This is a genomic window from Chryseobacterium sp. SG20098, assembly GCF_031844745.1.
In the GTDB taxonomy this organism is placed as follows: Bacteria; Bacteroidota; Bacteroidia; order Flavobacteriales; family Weeksellaceae; genus Chryseobacterium; species Chryseobacterium cucumeris.
Genome location: NZ_CP134622.1, coordinates 2,145,753 through 2,170,442 on the forward strand (window position 1 = coordinate 2,145,753; position 24,690 = coordinate 2,170,442).

A 24,690-nucleotide genomic window follows, 5' to 3' on the forward strand; every position below is an offset into this window, starting at 1 on the left:
TTTTTTTAACAGAATTACTGCATATTTTGTATATTTAAACAACCATTTGAAATCCAACTGGGTAAAGAACTATGGCGGAAGAACTTTATTTCATCAAGACCAATCCAACTATTGCCAAAATTAATTTGTACAATAAGTTGAGCCGTGAAGAAGAAAATATTCTGAAATTTCTTCAGCCTGAAGCGAAAAACACCCTTGAAACCATTAAAGAAAAAATCAAGGATTCTGTAGAAGAACTTACACAGGAAGAACTTCTGCTTATTTTTCAATGGTTTCATAAAGTCTATTCTTCAGATCATGAGGAGACCAAAACACAGCTTTTCATCAATGGTATAGATCTTTTTTATGAAATTCCAACAAATGTTCATGCTGAGAATTTTCTTCAGATTCTTTCGGACTATGAAAAACTGCTGAAACAGGACATGAATTATATTGTGGATTCTAAAAATTTCAATCAGTTTCTGATCTACGGAATTTTTCTGACAGAAATGGTCAACAGAAAACAGCATCCTGATAATATCCTTTGTGAATATCTGAAACCGGATAACCAGTCTTTATACCTTCTGGCAGAAGACCAATGCGGGGTGAAAGATTTTGATCCCAACATCATTCCGGATCTTCAGCACTATTTTAATGATCTCTATGATCTGACCAAGTTTTATAAAGGTTCTATTATTAAACTGGAAAATCAATAAAAAAAAGAGGCTTTTCACGCCTCTATCAACATTTCAGGGTTTTTCGTAAGGTAATCTAATGCTTCCCTCACAGCCTGTTCAGGGCTTTTGGGATTGAATCCCAGTTCATTTCTGGCTTTGGAAATATCAAAATCCTGCTGTAATCCTGAAAACATTGCAATATCTTTTCGGGTAAGTACCGGTGGCTTTCTGCTCAGCTTTGCGGTCAATTCCATGATACCAGCAATCGTAAACAGGATCCCTTTGGGAACGGCACGTGGAATACTCAGTTTCAGCTCCGGATAAAGGGTATTGGCAAGAATGGTGGTATCCGTGATTGTCATACATTTTTCATTGGCAAGAATATAACCTTCACCGGAGCGTCCTTTTTCAGCTGCCAGATAGCATCCTTCCGCAACATCTTTTACATCAATCCAGTTCAGGGTAATTTTAGTATCTACCGGAATTTTTCTATTCAAAATTAATTTGAGAACTCCGTAGGAAACATTTAATGGTAAAAATGCCTTACTTCCAATCATCGCAGAAGGCATCACTGAAACCAGTTCTATTCCCAGTTTTGAAGCCAGCTCAAAAGCCAACTTCTCCCCGTCATTCTTAGAATTATAATACATATCTCTACGATCTGGATTATAACCTTTACTTTCTTTTGTAGGCAAGTGGGTATAATTAAGTGCTGCAATAGAACTTACGTACACTATTTTTTTTACACCTGCTTCTGCCGCTGCTTCGATGGTATTTCGGGTACCTTTGATATTCACGTCATAGATTTCTTTTTTAGGATCTTTAGCCCATAATTTAAAAGAAGCCCCTACCGCGTAAAATGTTTCTACTCCCTGAAGTGCTTTTAAAAAAGAGGTCTTATCAGTAATATCGGCTTGCACCAGCTCACAATCCAATCCTTCAAAAGGTTTTTTGTTCTCTGTATTTCTTACAGCTGCCCGTACCGGAAGCCCTTGTTTTAGTAAGAATCTGACTAAATTATTTCCCAGATGTCCATTGGCTCCTGAAACAAGGCTTAGATTATTTTTTGTCATTGCATAAATTTTAATCTTGCAAAGTTCATTTTCCAGAAACCGGAACCACTTGACTTTTGTTAGTTAATTATTTTTCTCCGGATTCTGCTTAGACTTTCCGGTTTCATTCCTAAAAACGAGGCGATATACTGAATAGGAACATTCTGAATAATTTCGGGATAATCATTCATCAGTTTCAAATATCGTTGTTCAGCATTCAAAACAGATAGTTCTCTGGAACGTTTTTCGTTATAGGTAATCGACTGCTGAAAAACCGAAATACTGAAATCTTTCATAGCCTGGCTTTGGCTGATCAGCTGGTCCAGGTTTTCTTTGGAAATTCTTAAAAGCTCAGAATTAGTGATGGATTCTATAGTATTTTCAGAAATGGTCTGGTTGGTAAAATCTGAATAAGATGTAAAAAATCCCGGTGGACAATTGATATGCGTAGTCACTTCATTTCCATTCTCATCCATATAAAAAAGTCTAATATAACCTTCAATGATATAGTAAAGGTATTCGGGGATTTTCCCGGCCTCTTCTATTATTGTATTTTTTGAAAATGTTACAGGCTCAAAATATTTCCTGACTGCTTCGGTTTCTTCCAGGGTAAAATCATGACCAGAACACATATATTGTAAAAGCTTGTCGTGCATTGAAGTGAATATTTTTAATCCTATACAAAAATACCAAAAGAAAATTTCAATAATTACAAGTTTAAAAAATAGTCACCTATCCATGTAACATCTTGCATTCAATAATTGTCTTTTATACATAACCGAAAGAAAACTGCTACTCCAAATGCAGTAAAAATAATTATTGAACCAGGATAAAAACTATAACACAGCCGGCAGTCTCCTTTTACGATGCAGAACTGCTGGTTTTTTTATGTATCTGCTTTACTGCAAAAAGATAGTACCCTACTCCTCCTGCAACATAAGCCAGCACATCAAAAAAATCTCCGGTAAAATGAGTTGATAGTTTGGGACAGATCACTTCAAACAAAAAAGAGAGATACAGCACTGAGGTCAATACAAACTTCAAATCAGGTTTCCATTGATAACCGAGAATTCCATTCATGATATGTTCTATCAGATAACAATACATGGGAATTGTAATACAATCTGTAAAATGGTCATTGATAACGGGAATAACAATTCTGTTTGTTCTCAGCAGAATAATAATTCCCCATGTTGCCAGTCCCAGTAGGAACCAAAAGGAAATTCGTTTATTCATCACATATGCAAAACAGCCATTATTACTCCAAGAATAACCTGCAGTATTTTTGATATAACTTCCCCGGGATCTGTTTGGGTTTCTTGATCAGTACTTTCTGCCAACTCATCATTGAATTTTGATTTACCTTCCATTGTCATAAGATTTGATACTGCAAAGATATCAAATTAGAACAATTGTTCTAATTTTAAAAATATGATTTATATCCACTCTGATATTCTTATCTTTGGGTTATGAAGACCAAGGATAAAATTCTGTCTAAAGCACTGGAATTATTTAATGAGAAAGGGTACAACAATATTACCACAAGGCATATTGCTGCCGAACTTCACATCAGTGCAGGAAATCTGCACTACCATTTCAAACATTCTGAAGACATCATTACAATCCTATTCTCAGAGCTTACCCTGGAAATGGATGAGCTACTGAACCAGATGAAAAAAAAGGAAAATAAAAGTCTGGAAGATCTTTATCAGTTTACCTATTCTACCTGTGAAATTTTTTATTCTTACCGCTTTATATTTATCAATTTTATAGATATTCTGAATCGTAATCCTGACATCAAAGCCAATTATGAAGGGATTAATTTCAGCAGAAAAGAGGAATTTCAACTGATCTTTTCAGATCTTCAGAAGAACAATATATTTTTGAAAGATGTACCTCATTTTATTATAGATGGTCTTGTTGAGCAGATTTTCATCATTGCCGACAACTGGCTTACCCATAACAGACTTATTTTGAAACTTAATCCGAATGAGGCTATTCAGCATTATACCCTTCTGCAGATGAATCTTTTCTACCCACTTCTCAATAAAGAACAGCAAAAACTTTATGAACAGCAATACATCAGATAATCATATCATCCTTAGAAAAGGAGTTTACGATGATCTCCCGGCAATGCTGCAGCTGTTTACGGCAACAATAGATGAGGTGTGCAAAAAAGACTATGATCTACAACAGCTCGAAGCCTGGAAATCCGGTGCCGAGAATGAAGAAAGATGGATGAAGGTAATCAAAGATCAATACGTTGTTGTAGCTGTTACAGAGACTAAAATAGCAGGTTTCTGTACGCTCGACCAGGGAAATTATATTGATCTGCTCTTTGTACACAAAGATTTTCAGCATAGAGGAATTGCAACCTTGCTTTATCGTCACATTGAAAAGGAAGCTTTGCTGAATAATGAAAAAAAAATTACAGCTGATGTCAGTAAAACGGCCAGACCTTTTTTTGAAAAAACAGGTTTTCATGTGGTTCAGGAACAGACTGTTCATGTAAAAGGAATTGCTATGACCAACTATAAAATGGTAAAACATCTTATCTCTTAACTTTCAGGATTATGGAATTACGTTCAGAATATAACGAGTATAGAATTTCAGTTCCAAAGGAATTTGAAAACATATTTACTCATTTTTACTTTGCTGCAAATACTTCTGAATCCTCCATTACCAAAACGCTTTTACCCACTTATCAGACGATTTTGTTATTTTGTTTTGGAGAAAATGCCACGATGTCCACCCGGGAAAAGACCATCATAAGTGTTGATAAATGTATGGTTTTAGGGCCTGTAAGACAAGCCTTTGAATATACACTTCCCGCTGGCTGCTCTATTATGGTTGTTAATTTTAAAGATGATGCTTTTTTCAGATTCTTCGGAAAAATATCCATTGAACAATCGGTAAGACATCCGGATGAATTGCTGGAAGAAAACTGTTTTACAGACCTTTGGCATCAGCTTACCAGATTAGATTCAGTCACCAAACAGGTGAATCATATTCTTGAATTCTGTAAGCCTTATCTCCAGGATCAGGATATCACCAGCCAGCTTTTGAGCAGTTTTGAAAACGATCTTTTAAATCCCATAAAAGTCATTGCAGAGCAAACCCATCAGACGGAAAGAAATATCCAACGGAAACAAAAAGAACAGTTTGGCTATTCTTTAAAAGAGCTTGCCCGCTACAACCGTTTTTTAAAAGCAATACAACTCATCGAAAAAGAGACTGAAAAACAAAATCAGGTCAAATGGTTTACCATTATTGATGAATACGGTTATTATGATCAAAGCCAGCTCATCCATGATTTCAAGCATTTTATCAACATTTCTCCGGCTCAGTATTTAAAATTCCAACAGGAAATCTGTAATCCAAAATCTAAATAGTCCGTTTCGTTTTCTTACAATTTTTAAAAAGAGCACTCCGCTAATTTTGTCTCATTAATCTTAACAATCAAAACAATGAGACATTTAATCATTTACGCGCATCCTAATGAAAACAGCTTAAATCATCATCTTCTAAACACTGTTATTGAAACCCTTCAATATCACAACGAGGATATTATTGTGAGAGATCTTTACGACATCGGTTTCAATCCTGTTCTTTCTTTGAATGATATGCAGGGACAACGGATGGGAAAAGTATCAGATGATGTAAAAACCGAACAGGATCATATTTCGTGGGCAGAACAAATTACTTTTATTTATCCTATCTGGTGGACAGGACTTCCCGCGATGATGAAAGGATATATAGACCGTGTGTTCAGTTATGGTTTTGCTTACCGATATGACCAGGGCATACAGAAAGGTCTTCTGAAAGGCAAAAAAACCGTTATCATCAATACCCATGGAAAATCTCATGAAGAATATGAAAAAACAGGCATGGATAAAGCCCTTACTTTAACTTCTGACAATGGTATTTTTATCTATTCCGGGCTTGAAATTATCAGACATTTCTTTTTTGATAAAGCAGATAAAGCTTCTCCTGAAAATCTGGAAATCTGGAAAGGTCAGATTAAAAATTTATACTCTAAAAATGTTCTTAACCATTAATTTTTTTCATGAAAACAACGATAGAAAAACAGAGAATAAGCCCTATTTTACAGACTTCTTATCAGGTAACAAAGAAAATAATAAAATACAGTTTTTGCATCTTTATCTTGTATTTTATTTTTAAGGAATTTATGGCATGAAATTAGCTTCAAAAATCGCAAGTAAAATTGTTTTGAACCATTATTTTAAGCCATTAAGATTGATGGATGGTTAAGTTTTTCTTTTAAAACAAATCTTGTTATAACCCTACAATGCGTCTTAATGGTTTAAATATTGGATCTTCAGGAAATTCCTGTATATTTACCTTATAATGAAACATCTGAACAGTATATTACGTCTTCCATTCTTCAGTGAATATTATGCACCGGGCTATCGTTCGGGAAGACTTTCTATATCTGTAATCCAATAAAATAATCTAACGTTTATATAGAAGCCCGGACAGTACCTGTCCGGGCTTTTTTCATTTTAAAACTATTCATACATGATTCATCCATTACAAGAAAATGTGGCTATCATCCTGCCTGAAAACGGTTTGGAAGAAAAACTGGCTCAAGCCGAAAAGGAAAACAGAAAACTTTCCATCAAACTGGGATTTGATCCCACCGCTCCGGATCTGCATCTGGGACACGCTGTAGTCTTAAAAAAACTGAAACAGTTTCAGGATCTGGGCCATCATATCATTATTGTCGTTGGAAGCTTTACGGCAAGAATTGGCGATCCCACCGGAAAAAATAAAGCCAGAAAACCTTTAAGTGCTGAAGATGTGCAGCATAATGCCCAGACTTATATCAATCAGCTTTCCAAGGTCATTGATGTACAGAAGACAAAGATTGTTTTCAATTCTGACTGGCTGGATGCTCTTGATTTTTCTGAAGTCATCCAACTGCTTTCAAAAGTGACCGTGGCTCAATTGATGCACCGGAATGATTTTAATAAAAGATTCACAGAAAATACACCTATTGCCATGCATGAACTGGTTTACCCGATTCTTCAGGGTTTTGATTCTGTAAAAATAGAGTGTGATATTGAAATGGGTGGCACGGATCAGCTCTTCAACTGTACCATGGGAAGACAGCTTCAGGAAGTACATCAAATGCCTGCTCAGATTGTCATGTGTATGCCATTGCTGAGAGGGCTTGACGGAAAGGAAAAAATGAGCAAATCCCTGAATAATATTATCGGACTGACAGATGAACCCAATGAAATGTTTGGGAAAACCATGTCTATTCCGGATGCTTTGATTGAAGAATTTATCAATCTGACTACAGATTTTTCTATGGAAGAAAAAACGATGCTTCTTTCCAGCATACAAGAAGGGGAAAATCCAATGAATATCAAGAAGCTGATTGCTAAAAATATTATCAGTCAATACCACGATCCTGCTTCAGCGGAAAATGCAGAACAGTTTTTTATCAACCAATTTCAGAATAAAAATTTTGAAGAGAAAGTGTATGAACCTGTGGCTATTGATTCACTGAAAAGTACGGGGAACAGAATCTCTCTCGTTGAACTGTGTCATCAACTTAAAAATGACCTCAGCAAATCGGCGATCAGGAGATTAATAGAGAATGGAGGAGTTCAGATCAATACCCTTAGAATAACAGACTCAAATGAAGAAATGCAACTCACCCCTCAAACTAAAATAAAAATTGGGAGAAGGGGCTTTTTTGAGATAGTATAAGGCTGGAAGATGGAGGATAGGAAATGGAGGATCTTTAAGACGATGAACTTATGGAGGTTTTTGATTGGGATATTTTTTAAAAGAGTATTTTAATTTAAAAGACAAAAGAGTTCTTTACTACACAAAAATAACTTCCAGCTTCCTTTCCTTCCGCTTCCATCTTCCATCTCTCAGCTTATTTCAATATCTTCGTCCTGTTAAAAACTATTTCCAATGAGCTACATTATGGTTGACATAGAGTCGGACGGTCCGATTCCCGGAGATTTTTCAATGGTCTGTTTCGGAGCGGTACTCGTAAATGAAGAACTGGACACTACTTTTTATGGAAAATTAAAGCCTGTTTCTGAGAAGTTCACCCCAGATGCTTTAGCAGTTTCCGGTTTCAGCAGGGAAGAAACAATGAATTTTGATGATCCTGAGAAAGTAATGCTGGCCTTTGAAGACTGGATTACCACTCATTCCAAAGGCAGACCTATTTTCATAAGTGACAATAATGGTTTCGACTGGATGTTTATCTGCTGGTATTTTCATCATTTTATCGGAAGAAATCCTTTTGGCTTTTCTTCCAGAAGACTTTCTGATCTGTACTGCGGGCTGGAAAAAGATACTTTTGCCCAATGGAAACATCTCCGCAAAACGGAACACACGCACAATCCGGTAGACGACGCCAGAGGAAATGCCGAAGTTTTGCTGTACATGAAAGAAGAAATGGGACTAAAAATTGCATTAAAGTAAGAACTCTAATTTTTGAATATGAATCCTGACCTGCATTATAAACAAGCTGATGAAACTGACATTGATTTTCTTCTCAATCTCAGAATGAAAACCATGAATCCGCACTATGAAACTTCAGGACTTTCTACTGACAGAGAAACAACCCTGCAAAGAGTTTTGTATCAGTTTGAAAAAGCTAATATTATTTTTTTACATGATCAGCCCATTGGACTATTAAAAGTAGACAGAACGTTTACCAATATCGAGGTTTTACAGCTTCAGATTGATCCAAGCCAACAGGGCAAAGGACTTGGAAAAAAGATCTTGTCAGATATTTTAGAAGAAGCTTCATTAACTGGAAAAACGGTTTCATTAAGTGTTTTAAAAACCAATAAAGCACAGTATCTTTATCAAAGTCTTGGATTTAGAATTGTGGACGAGGATCAGTATTCTTATTTTATGGAAACGGAAAGACAGTAAATGTTTTTTTAAAAGTTTTGGTATAGCCGTTGAATGTTTCTTTTGATTTAAATGATCTAAACACAAATCTAACAAATAGACTAACACAAATGGCCACAATCATCTGTGAGATTCTTCATTACATTTCATTCCATTCAGAATGACACTCCGGAAACAAGCCTTGATTATCCGTTAGTCTTTACTGGTTTGCCATCGTTACATAGATCAATCTTCCGCCTTCTTCTGAGGAAAGCAGTATTTTTTTACCATCAATGAGTTCTACCATAGAGCCTGGTGGAATTTCTTTCTGTTCTGTGACATCCTTCATTCCTGATAAGCTTTGGTTGACCAATACCCATCTTCCCTGGTGGAACGTAAAATATCCTACCGGCATTTTATCCTGTATCGTAAGATTTTCGTTACGTATCACTTTCCTGGAAACATGCCATTTGAAAAGATACTGATTATGATAAACCATGAGCCTGTGATTTTCCGGTTTCCATACCTCATCATCAAATTTAAAATATAAGTCTAAAACGGGTAATGTTCCCTGATGAGGTGTTCCGCAGAACGGACATTTAGGATTACTCGTATTATCAAAGACATACCATTTTTCTGTACAGCCGGAATTCTGGCAAGGCTGGATCAAATCTACGGTTTTCAATAATGCGGCTTCCCATTCATTGGCCGTGGGACGTCTGATAGGATCATGCAAACCGTCAATGAATGTTTTTCTGAACAATTCTGAAATATATGGACCTGTAACGGTGTACGGAATCTTTTGAGGATCTCCCCAGAATGCATCCCACTTTCTGAGATGATCGGACTTCACATGGTTGGAATTATTTTCCGGATGTTCTATAAACATAGCTTTTTCTCCCATGGATAAAATTTCGTCCTTTTCGGAATCCAGATCCCAGATTTTTCCTCCACGCAGCGGATGTCTTCTCAAAAGATACATATAAATCAGAACGGCAAGTGCATGCAGATCTGTTTTTTGATTGGGTAAATGCCTATTCGGATCCTGAAGTTTTAAATGTTGTGTTTTCAGAACTTCGGGTGCAATAAAGTCGGCGGTTCCTATGACTTCCGGTGGAAAGAGTTTGGGAACCACAAGACCGTCAATATCGATAATACAGGCAGATTTTGTAACGGGATCTACCAGAATATTGTTATAAGACAAATCGGAGTGTGCCAGTCCCATCTGATGCAGCTTTTTCACTCCCCGGCTGATATTGACAGCAATCTGGAAATAGCTCAGCCAATCTCCCAATTCTGACTGATCAAGTCTCAACGGATACTGCTGATTCCTGAACATGGGAGCGGTAAACCATTTCCCCACCTTATCCTGTCCCTGGATATTATCTGAACCAATATAGCCTTTGGCAAAATAAAATTTATCGTGATAAACAGGAACTACAATTCCCGTTAGTCATTTCTTTCAACAATATCATAAGGCCATCTGAATATTTCATTCAGAAAATATTCAGAAGCATTTCCATTCTGTATACTTTGCAGATAGGTAGAAACAATCCTCATGATTCTTTCTTTCTGTCCTTCATCCAGCGGATTTCGGTAGAAAGCGACTACATAGTCTTTATCAGGCGAAAAATAAACATCTTTCACTCCGCCCCGGATAGGGTTTTCATCTACGTATTCATAAGATTTGGCTGTATCCAGAACAGAGACAACTTTAATAGTTTTTTTCATGGTATTAATAGATTATGGCCAATGTACGGTCATCATGATTTCCTCTGCTCCAGAAATCGCTCCAAATTAAAAGCTCTTCATCGATTTTTTCATCGTTAATAAAATCTGCTTTCGTCCGGTCATCATTATTTCCGGCAAGGTCTTCAAAAAGTGCTTTCCAGCTTTCTACATCTTCCAGTTTATTTTCTGTAGTAAATTTAGGATCATAAATACCATCTGTCATCAGCACGAGATAGGAAAAATCTTCTACACAGGTAATTTGGAAACGGGAAGCCATTTTATCATTAAAAATTTCTTTCATGGTGATAAAACGAGTGCCACCACCAAACTCTCCCACATCCATTCGGTTTAACAATTTTACTTCAGAAAAGTCTGTATTAATCAGATTGATCGGACAGTCACCCACTCCAAAGCTCAGAATCACATATCCGAAACTGAATTTCTTAAGCAAAGTAAAAATAAGTGTAGTGTGCAGATCATTCACAGAAAGGGCATTTTCTGCCGCTTTTTTTTCTAATGTGTGATAAACATGCAAGACACTTTCCGATAAGATATTGATGGTATCCTGCTTGGCTTTCAATTGTTCTTTATCAGGGAACTGATTGATATATAAAACATTGATGTTATTTTCAATCTGGTTTAAAATCTCCTGTGAGTTAAAAAAATGGTTGATCGTTGTAGTTGCCAGCCTTGAACCTTCTCTGGCAGCTGAGGCAGAGCCCGCTCCATCTGAAACAGAAATAATATTCCAGCCGTTGGGAAGCGTATTTACGGCAAAATCGTCTTCACGAAATTTACCTTCATGAGCGTGAGAACGTCCTCTTTTGGAAACTACAACAATTTTTTTGTCTGAAAAAGAACCTTTGTATGAGTCTTCTTCCGATTTATAAAAAGCAGCATTGGTATCGCTTGGAATATTTCTCCACAAGTCTTTAGGATCTGCGTTGACAAACAGTTGGATTTTTTTTATTTCAATTTGATTCTGATCATGAGTGTGATAAAACCGAACATCCAGATGGTACATATTATTCTTTAACGGAATTCCTGAAATAGTATCATTTTCAAAACTAAGTCCAGTTTCTTCCAGGTTTCCGATATTCTGAATCCTGATGTTGGGAAACTCTTGCATCTGCAGACTGAACTCATAGAACTGTTTGGCACTGGCATTTTTCAATACCCAATGAACGTCTTTGAATTCTTCTTTTTCTTTAAAGATAAGAGCCTGTTCCATAGTTTTCGGTTTGGATTCATCCCTTGATTTCCTGAAAAATTTCCCCATCATTAGCCCAACGTTCTGTTAATATCAAATCCACCTCCGGAAAATCCATAATAATCGGAAGTTCCACACCACGGACATTTACTGTATCCTTCTCCCCTCAGGCAATGAATTCCTCCACACGAGCAGGTAGCCAGCGCAATGGGATTGGCACAGTGAGGGCATGAAGTTCCTCCGTCCAGTTCTTCGATATTGATTTTAAGATGAGTTTTCTGATTGGAAGAAAGTCTGTAGTAGGCTTTTTCATCAATTTTATATGCTCCGTCCAGTCTGTAATATCTTGTAGCCATTCCCGGTATGCTTGATTCTGCAAATGTTTTTTTGAATTTCATCAGATAAAGCTTTTCCGTTTCCTGGCATTTTCCATTCAATACTACAAAATTATTATCAGGAAATCTCTGTTCCATTTCAGGATCTACTTTCTCCAGAATAATGGAATCAATTTTAGACAAATTAATTCCTTCTTTTTTTGCTTCTGTGACACTCTGGCTGGTTGTTTTAATAGAATCCGTTACCCATTTGAAAAACTCTTTGTAAGAATTCTCATCAGAATTATTGAACAGTAAAACATGGTCTGCCAGAGAACCGAGAAGTTTATAATTGGTATTTTCTCCAATAGAAACGGCAATAGTGTTAGATTTTCCATTGTATTTGGTATTCCATCTTTCAATGGCTTTGGTGGCATCATCAGTGGGAACTCCGTCTGTAAAAAGGAACACTATAGGTTTCCAGTCGCCTTTTCTTTCATACGTTGTTTTCACAATATCCTTGTCGATACAATCCATTACTTTGATTAATCCCTGGGAAAGCGACGTTCCACTTCCGATTGGGATTTTTGGCGGATAAAAACTGATAATATCCTGCATGGGAGTAATCACTTCCGCTTCTCCTGCAAAACCTATCACAGAAATGTAAACCGTTTCCAGTGAATACGGATCTTTTTTTAATTCCCTGATGATATTGGCGATACCTTCCTGTACCTGCTCAATAGGCTCTCCTACCATAGATTCGGAGATATCTACTAAAAAATAAATAGGCAGTCTTCTCATGGTGTAAAGACAATATTTTAAATAATAATAGTAAGCTCCGATGGTGGCGGAGGTAATGTGATATTTTCTCCCGTATTCTGAGATTGTCCTCCCTGTGTAATGGAAGAGCTCACCCATTTGAAAAAGGAAGAAAGAGTAATCGCGTCTGTAGTATCCAGTTTTACCACATGATCGGTCAGTTCTTTCAAAAACTGCTCATCTGCTTTCGGGCCTGCTGCACATCCTACGATAGCCCCAAATTCCATCCCTCTGATCACAGGGATCATCTGCCTGTACTTCTGAATATCCGAAGGTTTTCCATCCGTAAATATAAACAGTAACGGCTGCCAGTCTCCTTTTGCATCGGCAGATTCTTTTACAATTTCTCTCTGAACCAGTTCAGAAACCATTTCCAAAGCAGCTCCTGTATGCGTAGGGCCACTATCCGGACAAGTAATCTCCATTGGATAAAAACTTGCCAGATCTGTTAAGGGTATAATATTCTTAACCTCTCTATCAAAGGTAATGACACTTAAATGCAGGCTGTCCATCGCCTGCGGATCCGCGCGAAGCATACTGATAAGACCGTTGAAACCATTGTTCAGTGCCTGAATAGGTTCTCCGTTCATAGACCCTGAAGTATCCAATAAAAAATAAGCTAATAATCTCCTGCTCATTATAGACAAGTATTAATTCTGAAGCCGGCGGAGGGAGTCGGAGACTTCCAAGCCGGCTTTTATATGAGTTGAAAAAAATTGAAAATCTAGTTCGAATAAGCGTATTGCTGTCTCAGAATATCGATAAAATTATCTGTATTATGAGGCTCTCCTACAGCGCGGAATTTCCAGTCGCCATTGTGACGGTAGGCTTCTGCAAAAACCATTGCACATTTACCATTCATGCTTGAATCGCCGGAAAGGCTGTATTTTGCAATTTCTTTTCCTGAAGCATCTACCGCACGGATAAATGCATTTTCGATCATTCCGAAGTGCTGGTTATTGGTTCTTCCCTGATAAATGGTAACAATGAACACAATCTTCTGATAGCTCTGATCCAGCTGATCGAGTCTTACAATGATCTGCTCATCATCGCCATCTCCAGCTCCGGTTCTGTTATCTCCGGTAAGCCATACATTTCCGCTTGGGTGCTGCATAGAATTGAAGAAAACCACATCTCCCTGATAAAGGCCTATCTGTCTTCCGTCATTGGTCTGCACCGTTCTTCCAAGATTAGCTACTTTTCCGTTGCCATCCAAAAGAAAGGCTACAGCATCAAGATCATATTCTGCTTCCTTGCTGAACAGTTTACCGAAGAATCCACTGCTTTGTTTTCTTACATCCCATCCTAGACCGATGGTTACTTTTGAAAGATCATAAACGCTTTCTCCGCGGTCATTCTTTCTTAAATCTATCGTTTGTCCTTTCTGTAAATTAATTGCCATAGTTATAGTTTTTGTGTATTTGATGATTTATTTGATGATTTGCCCTTTGTAGTATTTTTCAAGGAAGAAGCCTAAATCTGCTCTGTATCCTATCCCTGAAGCTTCAAATTTCCAGCTTCCGTTTCTTTTGTACAGTCTTCCGAACTCTACTCCTGTTTCGATAGAGAAATCCTCATCCAGTTCGTATTTTGCAATTTCCTGGTTGGAATGGTTATCTACTACTCTGATATAGGAGTTTCTTACCTGTCCGAAATTCTGTCTTCTTCTTTCAAAGTCTTCTATGGTGACCACAAAAAGGATCTCTTCTACTCTTGAATCTACTTTATCAAGGTCTATAATGATCGCTTCATCATCGTCACCATCACTGTTTTTACCACTCGGATCATCTCCTGTATGGGTAAGTGCTCCATCCGGAGAATTCAGGTTATTGTAAAAAACGAAGTATTCTTCGCTTACTAATTTTCTGTCAGAATCAATCATGATTGCAGAAGCATCCAGGTCAAAATCGTAGCCGGTTCCTTCATTCGGATCCCAGCCTAATCCAATCGTCATTTTCGTCAATCCTATCTCGATCTTTTGTCCTTTCTGTAGATTAATTGCCATAGTGTTTTATATTATGATTATTTTTTGCATTAAGATAGAAGTGATTTACGAATTGACCAAATTTATTGACGAAAAAATGTTCCATACCGCTTAATTTTAAACTCTTTAAATCACAAAAATGCTCATAAAAAAAGGTCCAATTAAAAAATTGAACCTTGCATTATATAAAAAATGTATTGAATTAATTTTCAAATTCTTTATCTGAAACAGCAGTATTTCTTGCTTTTGCCAACATGGGAATGGAAATTAATCCCATCACCAGCATAATCACAATCTGCAACGGTAAAGAAATAAAGGAATAGGTAAGTCCCATTTCACCTCCAAAATCTGCACTTTTTCCTACTGAGATGAAAAGAGCCATAAAACCATACTTCATGGCAAGGTTATACGCTCCAATTCCTCCGCTGGCAGGAATAATCATTCCCAGTGTTCCCACTACAATAATGAAAAATCCATCTGCAAAGGTAAATGCTGAAGTTTCAGGAAGGGCAAAGCATACCAGATAAGCTGCTAAATAATAGCAAATCCAGATTCCTAATGTATAAAGAATGAATTTCCCTTTTTCTTTTAATTTAAAGACGGAAGTTATCCCCTTAAAAATCCCGTCAATAAAGCTAACCACTTTTCCTAAAAACGGAACTTCTGCCAGTTTCTTTCTAAATACAAAAAATAAGACTGTTCCTATTACCAGAATGGAAAGGATGAATATTATTTTAGTAGGATTGATATTGACTCCTGAGTTTTTATAGAATGACAGAATTGCATCATATTTGAACAATAATGTCAGTCCTAAGAAACCAAGCATACAGATCAGGTCTACTACTCTTTCCAGAATAATAGTTCCAAAAGATTTATCTACAGGTACTTTTTCCACCCCATATAAAGCGGTTGCTCTTGCTACTTCACCACTTCTGGGAATCGTAAGGTTCATCAGATAACCAAATGAAATGGACCAAAGTGCATTGGAGTTTGAAATTCTGTGTCCCATCGGCTCCAGCATCAGATTCCAGCGGATTGCCCTGAACCAGTAAGCCAGAAGACCAAATACGGAAGCAAACAATACCCAGATATAATTAGCTTTTGCCAGTGATTTCTGAATGACTTTAAAATCCAGACCTCTTAAGGCAAGCCATAAAAAAAAGCCTGCAAAAGCAAGCGATATTACTATTGTAAGTATTGATTTTACCGGACTTTTTGATGTTTTCTCCATGTACTACGTAAGAAGATTTGTTTTTTCATCCGGGAAAACGATCTTTGGCTGGAAATCTTTTGCTTCCTCCGGAGTCATCTGAGCATAAGCAATAATGATGATAATATCATCTTTCTGTACTTTTCTTGCTGCAGGACCGTTCAGACATACTTCCCCTGATTTTCTTTTCCCTTTGATCACGTAAGTATCAAAGCGTTCTCCGTTGTTCACATTAACGATATAGACTCTTTCTCCCACTACCAGACCGGCAGCTTCTATAAGATCTTCATCGATCGTTATACTCCCTATGTAATTAAGGTCAGAGGCAGTTACTCTCACCCTATGAATCTTAGACTTGAAAACTTCTATTAACATGCTGCAAATTTATTAATAAAAATTAATAAAACAGGTCTTTATTATCATTTTAAAACTCCCACAAACACAGGGGTTTAATTTCACAAAACATAAGAAATTTAAAAATTACTTATAGATTTAACAATCATATGGTCAAAAAAATTAATTGTTTATACACAATTTAGGATTTAATAAATACGAAAAATAATATTAACTTTTTGCTAAAGTCAATACACATAAGCATTTGGCATGATTTTAGTAACCTGTAACGTAGATTTTCTGTGAAAAGTGGAATTATCATATTTTAACTGATTTCAGTGAAAAGCAAAAAAATTTTACAAGTTTTAATAAAAAAATTGCACAATTAGAAAATAGTACTATATTTGCTATAATTACGAACTAACTTTAATATTAAAAATTATGAACAAGTCTGAATTAATCGACGCAATCGCAAAAGATGCAGGTATCACTAAAGTTGCAGCAAAAGCTGCTTTAGAATCTTTCATTGGTAACGTTACAACTACTTTAAAGAAAAAAGACGGAAAAGTTTCTTTAGTAGGTTTCGGTACTTTCTCAGTAGCTGAGAGAGCGGCTAGACAAGGTATTAACCCTGCAACTAAAAAACCAATCAAAATTGCTGCTAAAAAAGTTGCTAAATTCAAAGCTGGAGCTGATTTATCAAATGCAGTTTCAGGTGCTAAGAAAAAATAATCATTCAGATTACAAAAATTCAAGGCTGTTTCTTAGAAACAGCTTTTTTTATGTCAAATTGTGATAGGAAATCCAACCGTTAAGAAGGTTTAACTGGTTTATAATTATTATGTTTTGACTAAAGCCGCTATTATCAGACACAATAAAATAAGCGGGCTAAAGCCCGCTTCTATTGATAAACCTATCATGACATGCATTAAAATATAACGCATCATCTAGTTTTTAACCTCTTATTTTTGCATTACGGAGCCAATCTTGAAATTTTCCAGTCAAGGTCTTTAAGCTCATAAATAATCCTGTCATGAAGACGATTGGGTCTTCCCTGCCAGAATTCAATTTCATAGGGTCTGGCAAGATATCCGCCCCAATTGGCAGGTCTTGGCACTTCCGTATGTTCAAACTCCTTTTCCAGCTCTTTTAACTTATCTTCCAGAAATTCTCTATTAGGAATCTCCTGGCTTTGCGGAGAGACCACAGCGCCAAGCTGACTTCCTTTTGGCCTGGAATGGAAATAACCATCGCTAAGATTTTCTGCTACCTTTTCAAGATCAGCCTTGATAATGATCTGCCTTTCAAGATTAGGCCAGAAAAAATGCAGGCAGGCTTTATGATTGCTTTCTATTGCTTTTCCTTTTCTGCTGTTATAATTGGTATAAAAAACAAACCCCTCATGGGTATATGCTTTAAGAAGCACCATTCTTGTTCTTGGACACCCATCTTCTTCTACAGTAGAAACCGCCATAGCATTAGCTTCTGAGATCATCGGACTCTCATTGGCTTCCAAAAACCAGTCTCTGAACTGCTCAATTGGATTTTGTTTTATCTCACTTTCAATAAGTTGGGATTTCTCGTACACTTTTCTTTTGTCGTGCAGGTTTTCCATAAATATTTTTTATTAAATTTGAGTATGAATCACTCATACAAAGGTAAAATATTAATCTCGACCCCTGACATTTCCGGCGATATTTTTTCAAGATCGGTAGTATTGGTTATTGAACATAATGAAAGTGGTGCATTTGGTTTGATATTGAATAAAAAGAATAGCCAGATGAGTAGCAAATTCAAAGATTTTTTTGACTTTAAAATTGAGGTTTATGATGGAGGGCCTGTAGAAAACGACAAAGTATTCTTCATTGTAAAAGGTAAAAGAGTTACTGAGATCTATACAGACATCACTGATGAATACTATCTTACAGAAGATATTGAACGTATTATTAATGCGGTTTTAAGCAGTGAACTGGATATTAATCATATCAAAATATTTTCAGGATATTCCGGGTGGTCTCCTAATCAGCTGGATAGTGAAGTTCAGAGGAAAATGTGGACTGTAGTGGATGTTTATAATCTTGATTATACACTTCCCAACGATCAGACACTCTGGAAATCTATCATGCAGAATCTTGGAGGAGAATTTCTTCTCTGGGCCAATTCGCCAGAAGATATTTCACTGAACTAAAAGTATATTTTTCGCATTACTCTGATAATTAACAAACTTTAAGATTCTTTTAACCAATTTTAAAGAAAGTTTTTCCGTTCTTTGAAAAACTAAAATCACTGATATGAAAGGTATTACATTACTTGCTTTATCAATATTTTCTACAGCTTTTTTATCATTTACTCCTATCAACAAAAAATATATTGTCATCGATGCCGGACATGGCGGAAATGATTTTGGAGCAACTTATGGTGAAATTCTGGAAAAAAATATTGCATTAAGCGTTGCTAAGGAAATCCGGAAGATCAATGAAAGCCAGAATCAATATGAAGTTATTTTAACAAGGGATTCAGACAGTTATCCTACTCTTGCAGAAAGAACAGATCTGATCAACAAGCTAAACCCTGAAATGGTTATTTCCCTTCACGTGAACAGCTCTCCTGAAAAAGAAAGATCTGACAACGGATTTGAAGTGTACGTTCAAAATTCTGATGTTTCAAAGGAATTAGCTGGAAAAATCTATAAGAAATTCAATGCCCGAAAAATATCGGAGAGCAATCTTCATATGCTGAGAGAAACCAAAGCACCTGCTGTATTGGTAGAACTTGGCTTCATCAATAATTCTGACAACAGGAATTATATTACCAGTGAAAAAGGGCAGAAAGAAATCGCACAAAAATTTGTTGAGATTATCAACGAATATTAAATAAAAAAACAATTTCTGATTTACTCAGAATAAAACCCGGTAAAGGACTTCTGGAACTTTGTTGTTTACCGGGTTTGTCAATTTTTATGAATTAAAACTTTTCTTCCAGCTTTCTACCAGTTCAGAGAAACGGGAAGTTTCAAAAGTCTTGTTTCTTATCTTACCTACAGAAAATATACCTTTCTCGTCTGAAATCATTAAAATTTCTTCAGCTTTCTGAGATTCAAATGCGATAATCTCGTGTTCCTGAATATCAGCAAGATTATTTTTATGTAAAAAAGTAACAAAGTTTTCCATCAAAGGAGAAATGTAAGCTCCTTCTGTCTGTTTGGGTACTTTGATCACGTCACCTTCCAAAAAGAGAAGATTTCCTGCAGTGGTGCGCGCTATTCTTTTGTTTGGATTCAGAAGAATCACGTCATCAAGGTCATTTTCCTGGGCATAGATCACTCCGTAAATATTTTCCGGACAGTGAACCCTGATATTGCTCAAAAGATTGTTATTAACGTTAATTTCTTTAATCAAATCCAATTCCAAAGGTCTTTGATGAACTGCAAGCACATCCGCCATTTCCGTTACTTCGTAAAAATAGGAAACTGAAGATTTTGCCAAGGTCACTCCATCATTATTTCTGAACACCTGGAAATTGATAATTCCGTTCTTGACTCCTTTACCTTCAATGATTTCTTTTTGAAAAAGGTTCTGGAAAAACTCCAGGGTGTAAGTTAAAGGAATATTCAGTCTCATCTTTCTCATGGAAGCCATCAGGAAAAAATAGCATTCTTCGTCCATGATCAATCCACCATTTCTTACAAAGAAAGATACTTTTACTGAGTCTCCCCAAAGAAAAGCTCTGTTCTTTACACTTAACTCGTCTGATGTAAAATATTGATTTTCCAATTTTTGATATGATTTATTTACAAAAAAATAATGAACGATAAATCGTTCATCAGTTTTATCATTTCATATAGCCCGGTATTATGCCGCACCTAGTTTTATTCTCAGGTTTTCGATAAGATTTTCCCAATACATTGCATTTTCCTCTTCATCACCTTCTTCACAGAAATCTGTAATATTTAAAGCAAGATCTTCTGTAATATCATCGATAGTGATAGTCATTTCAAAGAAATTTTTTGTTCCTTCATCTTCTTCCCATCTGAAACGCACGAAACCTTCAGGCTTATATCTGATCAAAGTGGCCTTCTCAGCAGGTCCTCCACCCCAGCTAAAAAAGAAATCATCGCCTTTCTCTGTTACCTCATCCGCAAACCATTCAGACAATCCCTCTGCAGTCGCCAGATATTCATATAAAATCTCTGATAAACAGTGCATTGGAAATTCGTAATGGACTTTATGTTTCGCCATATAATCTTTGTTTTATCGTCCCGCAATATATAAATTAATTTTTTTATTACGCAAAAAAACAATTACTTTTTTATAGAATCTGTATGATATTTATCACTGGATTTAAATCTCTGTGATGTCAGGTTTTAAAGCTAAAAATTACCATGCAAAACATAAAAAAATCTCTCATTTACAGAGAGATTTTATCTTTAATTTTCATTCAGTATATCAAGAATAATCTGGCATCCTTCCCGGATTTCGTCCAGAGATAATGTAAGCGGCGGAGAGATTCTCAGGTATTCATTTCTGTACAGCTGCCAGAAAACAATCAGCCCTTTTTCCATACATTTTTTAGCTACTTCCAGCGTATATTCAGGAGTTCCTAAGTTCACGGCAAGCATCAACCCTTTACCGTTGATATTTTTAATTTTAGGATGAACCAAAAGTTCTCTGAACAACTTTTCTTTTTCCTCAACTTCGTTCATTAAACCACTATCCAACACTTCTTTTAATGTGGCATAACTTGATGCTGCAATTAATGGATTTCCTCCAAAAGTAGTAATATGCCCAAGTTTTGGTGAGTGAGAAAGCGTTTCCATAATTTCTCTGGAACTCATAAAAGCTCCTACAGGAACTCCACCACCCATTCCTTTTCCCATCACCAGAATATCCGGAACAATTCCAAAATGTTCAAAAGAGAATAACTTCCCTGTTCTTCCAAATCCGGGCTGTATTTCGTCCAGAATTAAAAGTGCTCCTACTTCTTCACATCTTCTTTTTAATTTGATCAGATAGTCGTTATTTGGAACCAGAAAGCCTGCTGCTCCCTGAATGGTCTCAAGAATAACACAAGCAGTCTTCTCCGTAATTTTATCAAAGTCATCTTCATTGTTAAACTCAATGAAAGACACCATTGGTAGTAAAGGACGGAATTCTCTCTTGTGAGTTTCATTTCCGGAAACACTTAAAGCCCCATGAGTATTTCCATGGTAAGAATTTTTAAAGGAAACTATTTCTTCTCTTCCTGTATATCTTTTAGCCAGTTTTAAGCTTCCATCGATAGCTTCTGCACCGCTATTCACAAGGTAAGTAACCTCCAGAGGGTCCGGAGTGGCTTCTGCAAGCAGTCTGCATAATGCGATCGGTTTTTCCTGTGCATATTCTCCGTAAACCATTACGTGAAGATATTTATCGGCCTGCTCTTTAATGGCATCCACTATTTTAGGGTGCGAGTGTCCCAAAGTATTAGCAGAAACTCCTGCTACAAAGTCAAGATATCTTTTTCCGTCTGTACCATAAATGTAGCTTCCTACTGCTTTTTCAACTTCAAAACCGGCAGCAAATTTGGTGGTTTGAGCCTGATATATAAAAAAATCTTTATGCATTTCCATAAATATGTTATGAAAGTCTAAATCAGTTCTCTTCTTTAGAATCTTTTTTTATTTTTATTTTAGATGTATTGTTGTAATCAAAATCAGAAAGTTCATCAAGTTCATTCTGAATTTTCTGTTTCCAGTCCTGCAGCTTCTGAGTATTGAGGCCATAATTGGTTTCATTGTCTATCAGGGCCTGAGCTTTTGTATATTCAGCTGTCAGATTATTAAACATTTCATTGGCATAAGTAAAACCTTTCCACAGCGTATTTTTATGAATAAGAAGGTCTTTACGCATTTTTCGGGCATATACTTCGGCTAAATCAAAATTGACCTGCTGATATTCTATCATAGCCGGAATATTGCGAGAATCAGGATTTATTGATGAAGCACTGCTGGAAAATTTATTGATAATCTTTTTATTAAAATTATTACTTAGTGCATTAAATCCCCTTAACTGATAAGAAAAGTTGATTGCTGATCTGATTGAAATACGATCATCATGGGTAATCAATTTATAATCCTCTTTCTGTAATTTTCGTTCTTTACTCCATACAAATTCACCTGGTTGTAAATCTTGGGAAAAAAACATCAATGGGAAAAATAATAACAGTAACAGAATTTTTTTCATACCTACTTGTTTTCTATTTTCTTACTCTCTTTGGTTTTTTAGCTTCTTCTTTAGCTTTTTCGTCGTCAATTGCTTTCTGCGCTTTATCGAATAGCTCACTATCAGCTGTATATTGTATTTCTTCGTTATTTGGAGTATCTACAAGGATATCCTGCCATTTCCTGATTCTGTCTTTGGTATTCCAGTTAAAATCCGGGAATTTTCTTTTCGAAGGTTCTATCATACTCATAGGATAAGTATCGGAAGCAGCTCCAATACTGCATGAAATAATCTGAAGTGCTCTTTCTTCAAACAATGCTCCGATAATTCCGCAGGTTGATAATGTAATCCCTATTCTTTCCGGTTTTTTGGTTTCCTGATCAGTATCATCAACATACACAATAGACTGGGCATTTCCAACGACTCTTGCTTCTTTAATCGCATTTTTCTCATAGTATACCGTCATGAATTTTCCTTTCACCTGATTGAACTCATCTTTCAGGGTAAGTGAGTCAACTTTACTGATGGCAAAGGCATTTCCGATTACTTTTAAGGAGTCAATATCTTCTGTTTTAGTATTGAAATAAGCTTCTACTTTATCTCCGGTAACCTGCTTTTCACCGCTCCAAAGAATCGGATTGGTATACATATGCATGATTCCGTCTGTTTCATTGAAAGCAATGGAATCTGCTCTTCCCTGTGCATTGGATTTATATATACGGGCTTTTTTAAAAGCTCTCAGATAGCTTTTCTTCACTTTGATATCTAGTGTATCCGGTCTTTGATAGGAGATAATTTTTTCTGCAGCGAAATAAATGGAGTCTTTTTCCATCACTTTTACAGCATACGGACTTTTAGTCATCATGGCAGAGTCTTTTTTCTCAAAAATTTCTCCGTAACCTCCTTTTATATATCTTTTTTCTATAGGATCATCAAGAGTTACATTTCCTATTGCCTTACCGAATCCTGAGATTTGATTATAGTACATATCATCACCGGTAAGAATTTTCTCATTATAATAGATTCTGGAGTTTTTGGTTAGAAAAGCCTCCTTGGAATCCATTTTATAAGTTCCTTTTTCGGTGTAGATTCTGTTTCTTGGATTGGTTTTGCTGGTAATGGTTGTAGGACCTAGAAAATCAGCAATTTTTGTGTTCTGATTCTGTTTGATGTTGGGTCCTTCTATAGTATACTGCGGGGTTTCAATTTTTACATTCCCAGTAAGATCTACCACTCTTGTATTGAGAAAATAGGTTCCTACTTTGGCGTAGGTTACATTCTGCCCGTCAGAAATTGTCCCTCCTGTGTTAAAATAAGCCTGATTAGCCAGCCTGTCATAATACAGAATATCTGTTTTAATGGTTTGCTTCGGATCTGTTAAAACCACATTTTTTCTGGCAACACCTTTCTGGGTATTGGCATCATATTCCATTTCTCCTGCTGTGATCACAGAACCGTCGGTATTTTGAAGCCTTGTATTACCTATTGCTTTTACAAAGTTCTCTTCATTATACAGAACAACTTCATCTGCTGTAAGAATGGAGCCTTGGTGTTCTATCTGAACATTTCCGGTAAAGTATTGATTCCCGTCGTATTTTTCAGGACTTTTCTTGATCTCGTCCGCATGGATGATCTTTACTTTATCTTCAGGTCTCACCTGTTTGGGCTGAGCCGGTGAAGGAGCCTGCAGATAAGGATCTCTCTTCACAGGGGTTTTATCCTGCGCAAAGTTGAGCGTAGAAATAAAGAGTAACAGAAAAAGGGCTATTCTCATTAATTAGTCATTCTTAGTGCCATAGAAATATAGCGAATGAGAATCAATTTTTACGCCAAATGCTTCTTCGATGGCTTCTTTGATTCCTTGAATTCTTGGGTCGCAGAATTCAATAATTTCTTCAATTTCTTTATCAGAGTCTTTTTTGTAGATCACCAGGTGGTCATGCTGTTTGTCAAAATAAGACTTTTCATAAGACGAAGAAGTTAATGTCTTTTCTCCGAACTGATGCTTACGGATTAAACCTGCATCAAGGAAAATTTCAATCGTGTTGTAAATGGTTGCTTTGGAAACATGATATTTTTTCTGCATCATGAGAAGATACAGATCATCAACATTAAAGTGATGATCCATATTATAAATCTCTTCCAATATTGTATATCTTTCAGGTGTGTTTCTGAACCCTTTTTCTAATAAGTAGTTTCTCAAAACATCCTTGATCAAAGCTATATTCTTTTCTTTTTGTATTGTATCCATTAAAAAAATTATCTACAAATTTATTGAATTTTATTTAAA

General features: G+C 36.3%; 31 protein-coding genes. 11 read left to right on the plus strand and 20 right to left on the minus strand.

Translation table 11 applies throughout. The annotated features are described in order from the left end of the window. Positions 1-71 precede the first annotated feature (71 nt). The gene (locus RHP76_RS09805) at positions 72-695 is read left to right on the plus strand and encodes a hypothetical protein (RefSeq protein ID WP_216443967.1); all 624 of its coding nucleotides are present in this window, start codon (positions 72-74) and stop codon (positions 693-695) included. A gap of 14 nt (positions 696-709) precedes the next feature. On the opposite strand, the gene RHP76_RS09810 is transcribed toward RHP76_RS09805, so the two are convergent. The 4 genes from RHP76_RS09810 to RHP76_RS09825 all read right to left on the minus strand — a co-directional run bounded on the left by RHP76_RS09810 (position 710) and on the right by RHP76_RS09825 (position 3,078). Then, the gene (locus tag RHP76_RS09810) at positions 710-1,729 is read right to left on the minus strand and encodes an NAD-dependent epimerase/dehydratase family protein (RefSeq protein ID WP_311230072.1); all 1,020 of its coding nucleotides are present in this window, start codon (positions 1,727-1,729) and stop codon (positions 710-712) included. A gap of 59 nt (positions 1,730-1,788) precedes the next feature. After that, the gene (locus tag RHP76_RS09815; RefSeq protein ID WP_311230073.1) at positions 1,789-2,364 is read right to left on the minus strand and encodes a Crp/Fnr family transcriptional regulator; all 576 of its coding nucleotides are present in this window, start codon (positions 2,362-2,364) and stop codon (positions 1,789-1,791) included. 205 nt (positions 2,365-2,569) lie between these two features. Then, complete coding sequence (locus RHP76_RS09820; protein WP_062673884.1) at positions 2,570-2,944, minus strand: hypothetical protein; 375 nt, start codon at positions 2,942-2,944, stop codon at positions 2,570-2,572. Continuing rightward, positions 2,944-3,078, minus strand: coding sequence for a hypothetical protein (locus RHP76_RS09825; protein WP_262486814.1), 135 nt, complete (start codon positions 3,076-3,078; stop codon positions 2,944-2,946). Before RHP76_RS09825 ends, RHP76_RS09820 begins: the two co-directional genes overlap by 1 nt. Before the next feature lie 99 nt (positions 3,079-3,177). Between RHP76_RS09825 and RHP76_RS09830 the strand changes: the two genes are divergently transcribed. The 7 genes from RHP76_RS09830 to RHP76_RS09860 all read left to right on the plus strand — a co-directional run bounded on the left by RHP76_RS09830 (position 3,178) and on the right by RHP76_RS09860 (position 8,641). After that, positions 3,178-3,798 carry a TetR/AcrR family transcriptional regulator gene (locus RHP76_RS09830; protein WP_062673882.1) on the plus strand — a complete coding sequence of 207 codons (621 nt, stop codon included), beginning with the start codon at positions 3,178-3,180 and terminating at the stop codon, positions 3,796-3,798. Continuing rightward, positions 3,776-4,270 carry a GNAT family N-acetyltransferase gene (locus tag RHP76_RS09835; protein ID WP_120232107.1) on the plus strand — a complete coding sequence of 165 codons (495 nt, stop codon included), beginning with the start codon at positions 3,776-3,778 and terminating at the stop codon, positions 4,268-4,270. The genes RHP76_RS09830 and RHP76_RS09835 overlap by 23 nt, the downstream gene beginning before the upstream one ends. Positions 4,271-4,281: 11 nt before the next feature. Further along, positions 4,282-5,100, plus strand: a complete 819-nt coding sequence (locus RHP76_RS09840; RefSeq protein ID WP_311230074.1) for a helix-turn-helix domain-containing protein — start codon at positions 4,282-4,284, stop codon at positions 5,098-5,100. A 75-nt stretch (positions 5,101-5,175) separates the two neighbouring features. After that, positions 5,176-5,766 carry an NAD(P)H-dependent oxidoreductase gene (locus RHP76_RS09845; RefSeq protein ID WP_311230075.1) on the plus strand — a complete coding sequence of 197 codons (591 nt, stop codon included), beginning with the start codon at positions 5,176-5,178 and terminating at the stop codon, positions 5,764-5,766. Between the two features lie 481 nt (positions 5,767-6,247). Beyond that, positions 6,248-7,447 (plus strand): tyrosine--tRNA ligase, encoded by a 1,200-nt coding sequence (gene tyrS, locus RHP76_RS09850; RefSeq protein ID WP_311230076.1) that lies wholly within the window; start codon positions 6,248-6,250, stop codon positions 7,445-7,447. Positions 7,448-7,660: 213 nt separating this feature from the next. Further along, positions 7,661-8,182, plus strand: a complete 522-nt coding sequence (locus tag RHP76_RS09855; RefSeq protein ID WP_277695442.1) for a 3'-5' exoribonuclease domain-containing protein — start codon at positions 7,661-7,663, stop codon at positions 8,180-8,182. Positions 8,183-8,200: 18 nt separating this feature from the next. Then, positions 8,201-8,641, plus strand: a complete 441-nt coding sequence (locus tag RHP76_RS09860; protein WP_311230077.1) for a GNAT family N-acetyltransferase — start codon at positions 8,201-8,203, stop codon at positions 8,639-8,641. A gap of 178 nt (positions 8,642-8,819) precedes the next feature. Here RHP76_RS09860 and RHP76_RS09865 read toward each other — a convergent pair whose 3' ends face one another. The 9 genes from RHP76_RS09865 to panD form a co-directional block, all read right to left on the minus strand. Continuing rightward, the gene (locus RHP76_RS09865; protein WP_311230078.1) at positions 8,820-9,938 is read right to left on the minus strand and encodes a helix-hairpin-helix domain-containing protein; all 1,119 of its coding nucleotides are present in this window, start codon (positions 9,936-9,938) and stop codon (positions 8,820-8,822) included. A 110-nt stretch (positions 9,939-10,048) separates the two neighbouring features. After that, entirely contained in the window at positions 10,049-10,330 is a 282-nt protein-coding gene (locus tag RHP76_RS09870) for a hypothetical protein (RefSeq protein WP_311230079.1), read from the minus strand. 4 nt (positions 10,331-10,334) lie between these two features. After that, positions 10,335-11,612, minus strand: a complete 1,278-nt coding sequence (locus RHP76_RS09875; protein WP_120232114.1) for a PP2C family serine/threonine-protein phosphatase — start codon at positions 11,610-11,612, stop codon at positions 10,335-10,337. Further along, the gene (locus RHP76_RS09880; protein WP_120232115.1) at positions 11,612-12,655 is read right to left on the minus strand and encodes a TerY-C metal binding domain-containing protein; all 1,044 of its coding nucleotides are present in this window, start codon (positions 12,653-12,655) and stop codon (positions 11,612-11,614) included. Before RHP76_RS09880 ends, RHP76_RS09875 begins: the two co-directional genes overlap by 1 nt. A 17-nt stretch (positions 12,656-12,672) precedes the next feature. Further along, positions 12,673-13,311, minus strand: coding sequence for a vWA domain-containing protein (locus RHP76_RS09885; RefSeq protein WP_288443442.1), 639 nt, complete (start codon positions 13,309-13,311; stop codon positions 12,673-12,675). 86 nt (positions 13,312-13,397) lie between these two features. Then, on the minus strand, positions 13,398-14,075 hold the full coding sequence (locus RHP76_RS09890; RefSeq protein ID WP_311230080.1) for a TerD family protein: 678 nt from the start codon (positions 14,073-14,075) through the stop codon (positions 13,398-13,400). A 27-nt stretch (positions 14,076-14,102) separates the two neighbouring features. Then, a complete protein-coding gene (locus RHP76_RS09895; protein WP_034698933.1) occupies positions 14,103-14,678 on the minus strand; it encodes a TerD family protein in 576 nt (191 codons plus the stop codon). A gap of 181 nt (positions 14,679-14,859) precedes the next feature. After that, positions 14,860-15,888, minus strand: a complete 1,029-nt coding sequence (locus RHP76_RS09900) for a lysylphosphatidylglycerol synthase transmembrane domain-containing protein (protein WP_311230081.1) — start codon at positions 15,886-15,888, stop codon at positions 14,860-14,862. Between the two features lie 3 nt (positions 15,889-15,891). Further along, positions 15,892-16,242, minus strand: coding sequence for an aspartate 1-decarboxylase (gene panD, locus RHP76_RS09905; protein WP_002976902.1), 351 nt, complete (start codon positions 16,240-16,242; stop codon positions 15,892-15,894). A gap of 399 nt (positions 16,243-16,641) precedes the next feature. Between panD and RHP76_RS09910 the strand changes: the two genes are divergently transcribed. Next, positions 16,642-16,932 (plus strand): HU family DNA-binding protein, encoded by a 291-nt coding sequence (locus RHP76_RS09910; protein ID WP_002976900.1) that lies wholly within the window; start codon positions 16,642-16,644, stop codon positions 16,930-16,932. Positions 16,933-17,173: 241 nt separating this feature from the next. Here RHP76_RS09910 and pdxH read toward each other — a convergent pair whose 3' ends face one another. Then, positions 17,174-17,815, minus strand: a complete 642-nt coding sequence (gene pdxH / locus RHP76_RS09915; protein WP_311230082.1) for a pyridoxamine 5'-phosphate oxidase — start codon at positions 17,813-17,815, stop codon at positions 17,174-17,176. Positions 17,816-17,839: 24 nt separating this feature from the next. Between pdxH and RHP76_RS09920 the strand changes: the two genes are divergently transcribed. Together RHP76_RS09920 and RHP76_RS09925 are read left to right on the plus strand one after the other, a co-directional pair. After that, a complete protein-coding gene (locus tag RHP76_RS09920; protein WP_062673856.1) occupies positions 17,840-18,388 on the plus strand; it encodes a YqgE/AlgH family protein in 549 nt (182 codons plus the stop codon). 103 nt (positions 18,389-18,491) lie between these two features. After that, positions 18,492-19,073, plus strand: coding sequence for an N-acetylmuramoyl-L-alanine amidase family protein (locus RHP76_RS09925; protein WP_062673854.1), 582 nt, complete (start codon positions 18,492-18,494; stop codon positions 19,071-19,073). 84 nt (positions 19,074-19,157) lie between these two features. Here the strand turns inward: RHP76_RS09925 and RHP76_RS09930 are convergent, their stop codons facing one another. The 6 genes from RHP76_RS09930 to RHP76_RS09955 all read right to left on the minus strand — a co-directional run bounded on the left by RHP76_RS09930 (position 19,158) and on the right by RHP76_RS09955 (position 24,651). Next, positions 19,158-19,973: an aminotransferase class IV gene (locus RHP76_RS09930; protein ID WP_216443953.1), complete on the minus strand. Its 816-nt coding sequence runs from the start codon at positions 19,971-19,973 to the stop codon at positions 19,158-19,160. 78 nt (positions 19,974-20,051) lie between these two features. Beyond that, the gene (locus RHP76_RS09935) at positions 20,052-20,438 is read right to left on the minus strand and encodes an START-like domain-containing protein (protein WP_034696870.1); all 387 of its coding nucleotides are present in this window, start codon (positions 20,436-20,438) and stop codon (positions 20,052-20,054) included. Between the two features lie 188 nt (positions 20,439-20,626). Beyond that, the gene (locus tag RHP76_RS09940) at positions 20,627-21,802 is read right to left on the minus strand and encodes an aspartate aminotransferase family protein (RefSeq protein ID WP_062674773.1); all 1,176 of its coding nucleotides are present in this window, start codon (positions 21,800-21,802) and stop codon (positions 20,627-20,629) included. Between the two features lie 28 nt (positions 21,803-21,830). Next, complete coding sequence (locus tag RHP76_RS09945) at positions 21,831-22,421, minus strand: hypothetical protein (RefSeq protein ID WP_131797507.1); 591 nt, start codon at positions 22,419-22,421, stop codon at positions 21,831-21,833. 13 nt (positions 22,422-22,434) lie between these two features. Then, positions 22,435-24,174: an OstA-like protein gene (locus tag RHP76_RS09950; protein ID WP_311230083.1), complete on the minus strand. Its 1,740-nt coding sequence runs from the start codon at positions 24,172-24,174 to the stop codon at positions 22,435-22,437. A 3-nt stretch (positions 24,175-24,177) separates the two neighbouring features. Next, complete coding sequence (locus RHP76_RS09955) at positions 24,178-24,651, minus strand: Fur family transcriptional regulator (RefSeq protein WP_002976876.1); 474 nt, start codon at positions 24,649-24,651, stop codon at positions 24,178-24,180. Positions 24,652-24,690: the final 39 nt, after the last annotated feature.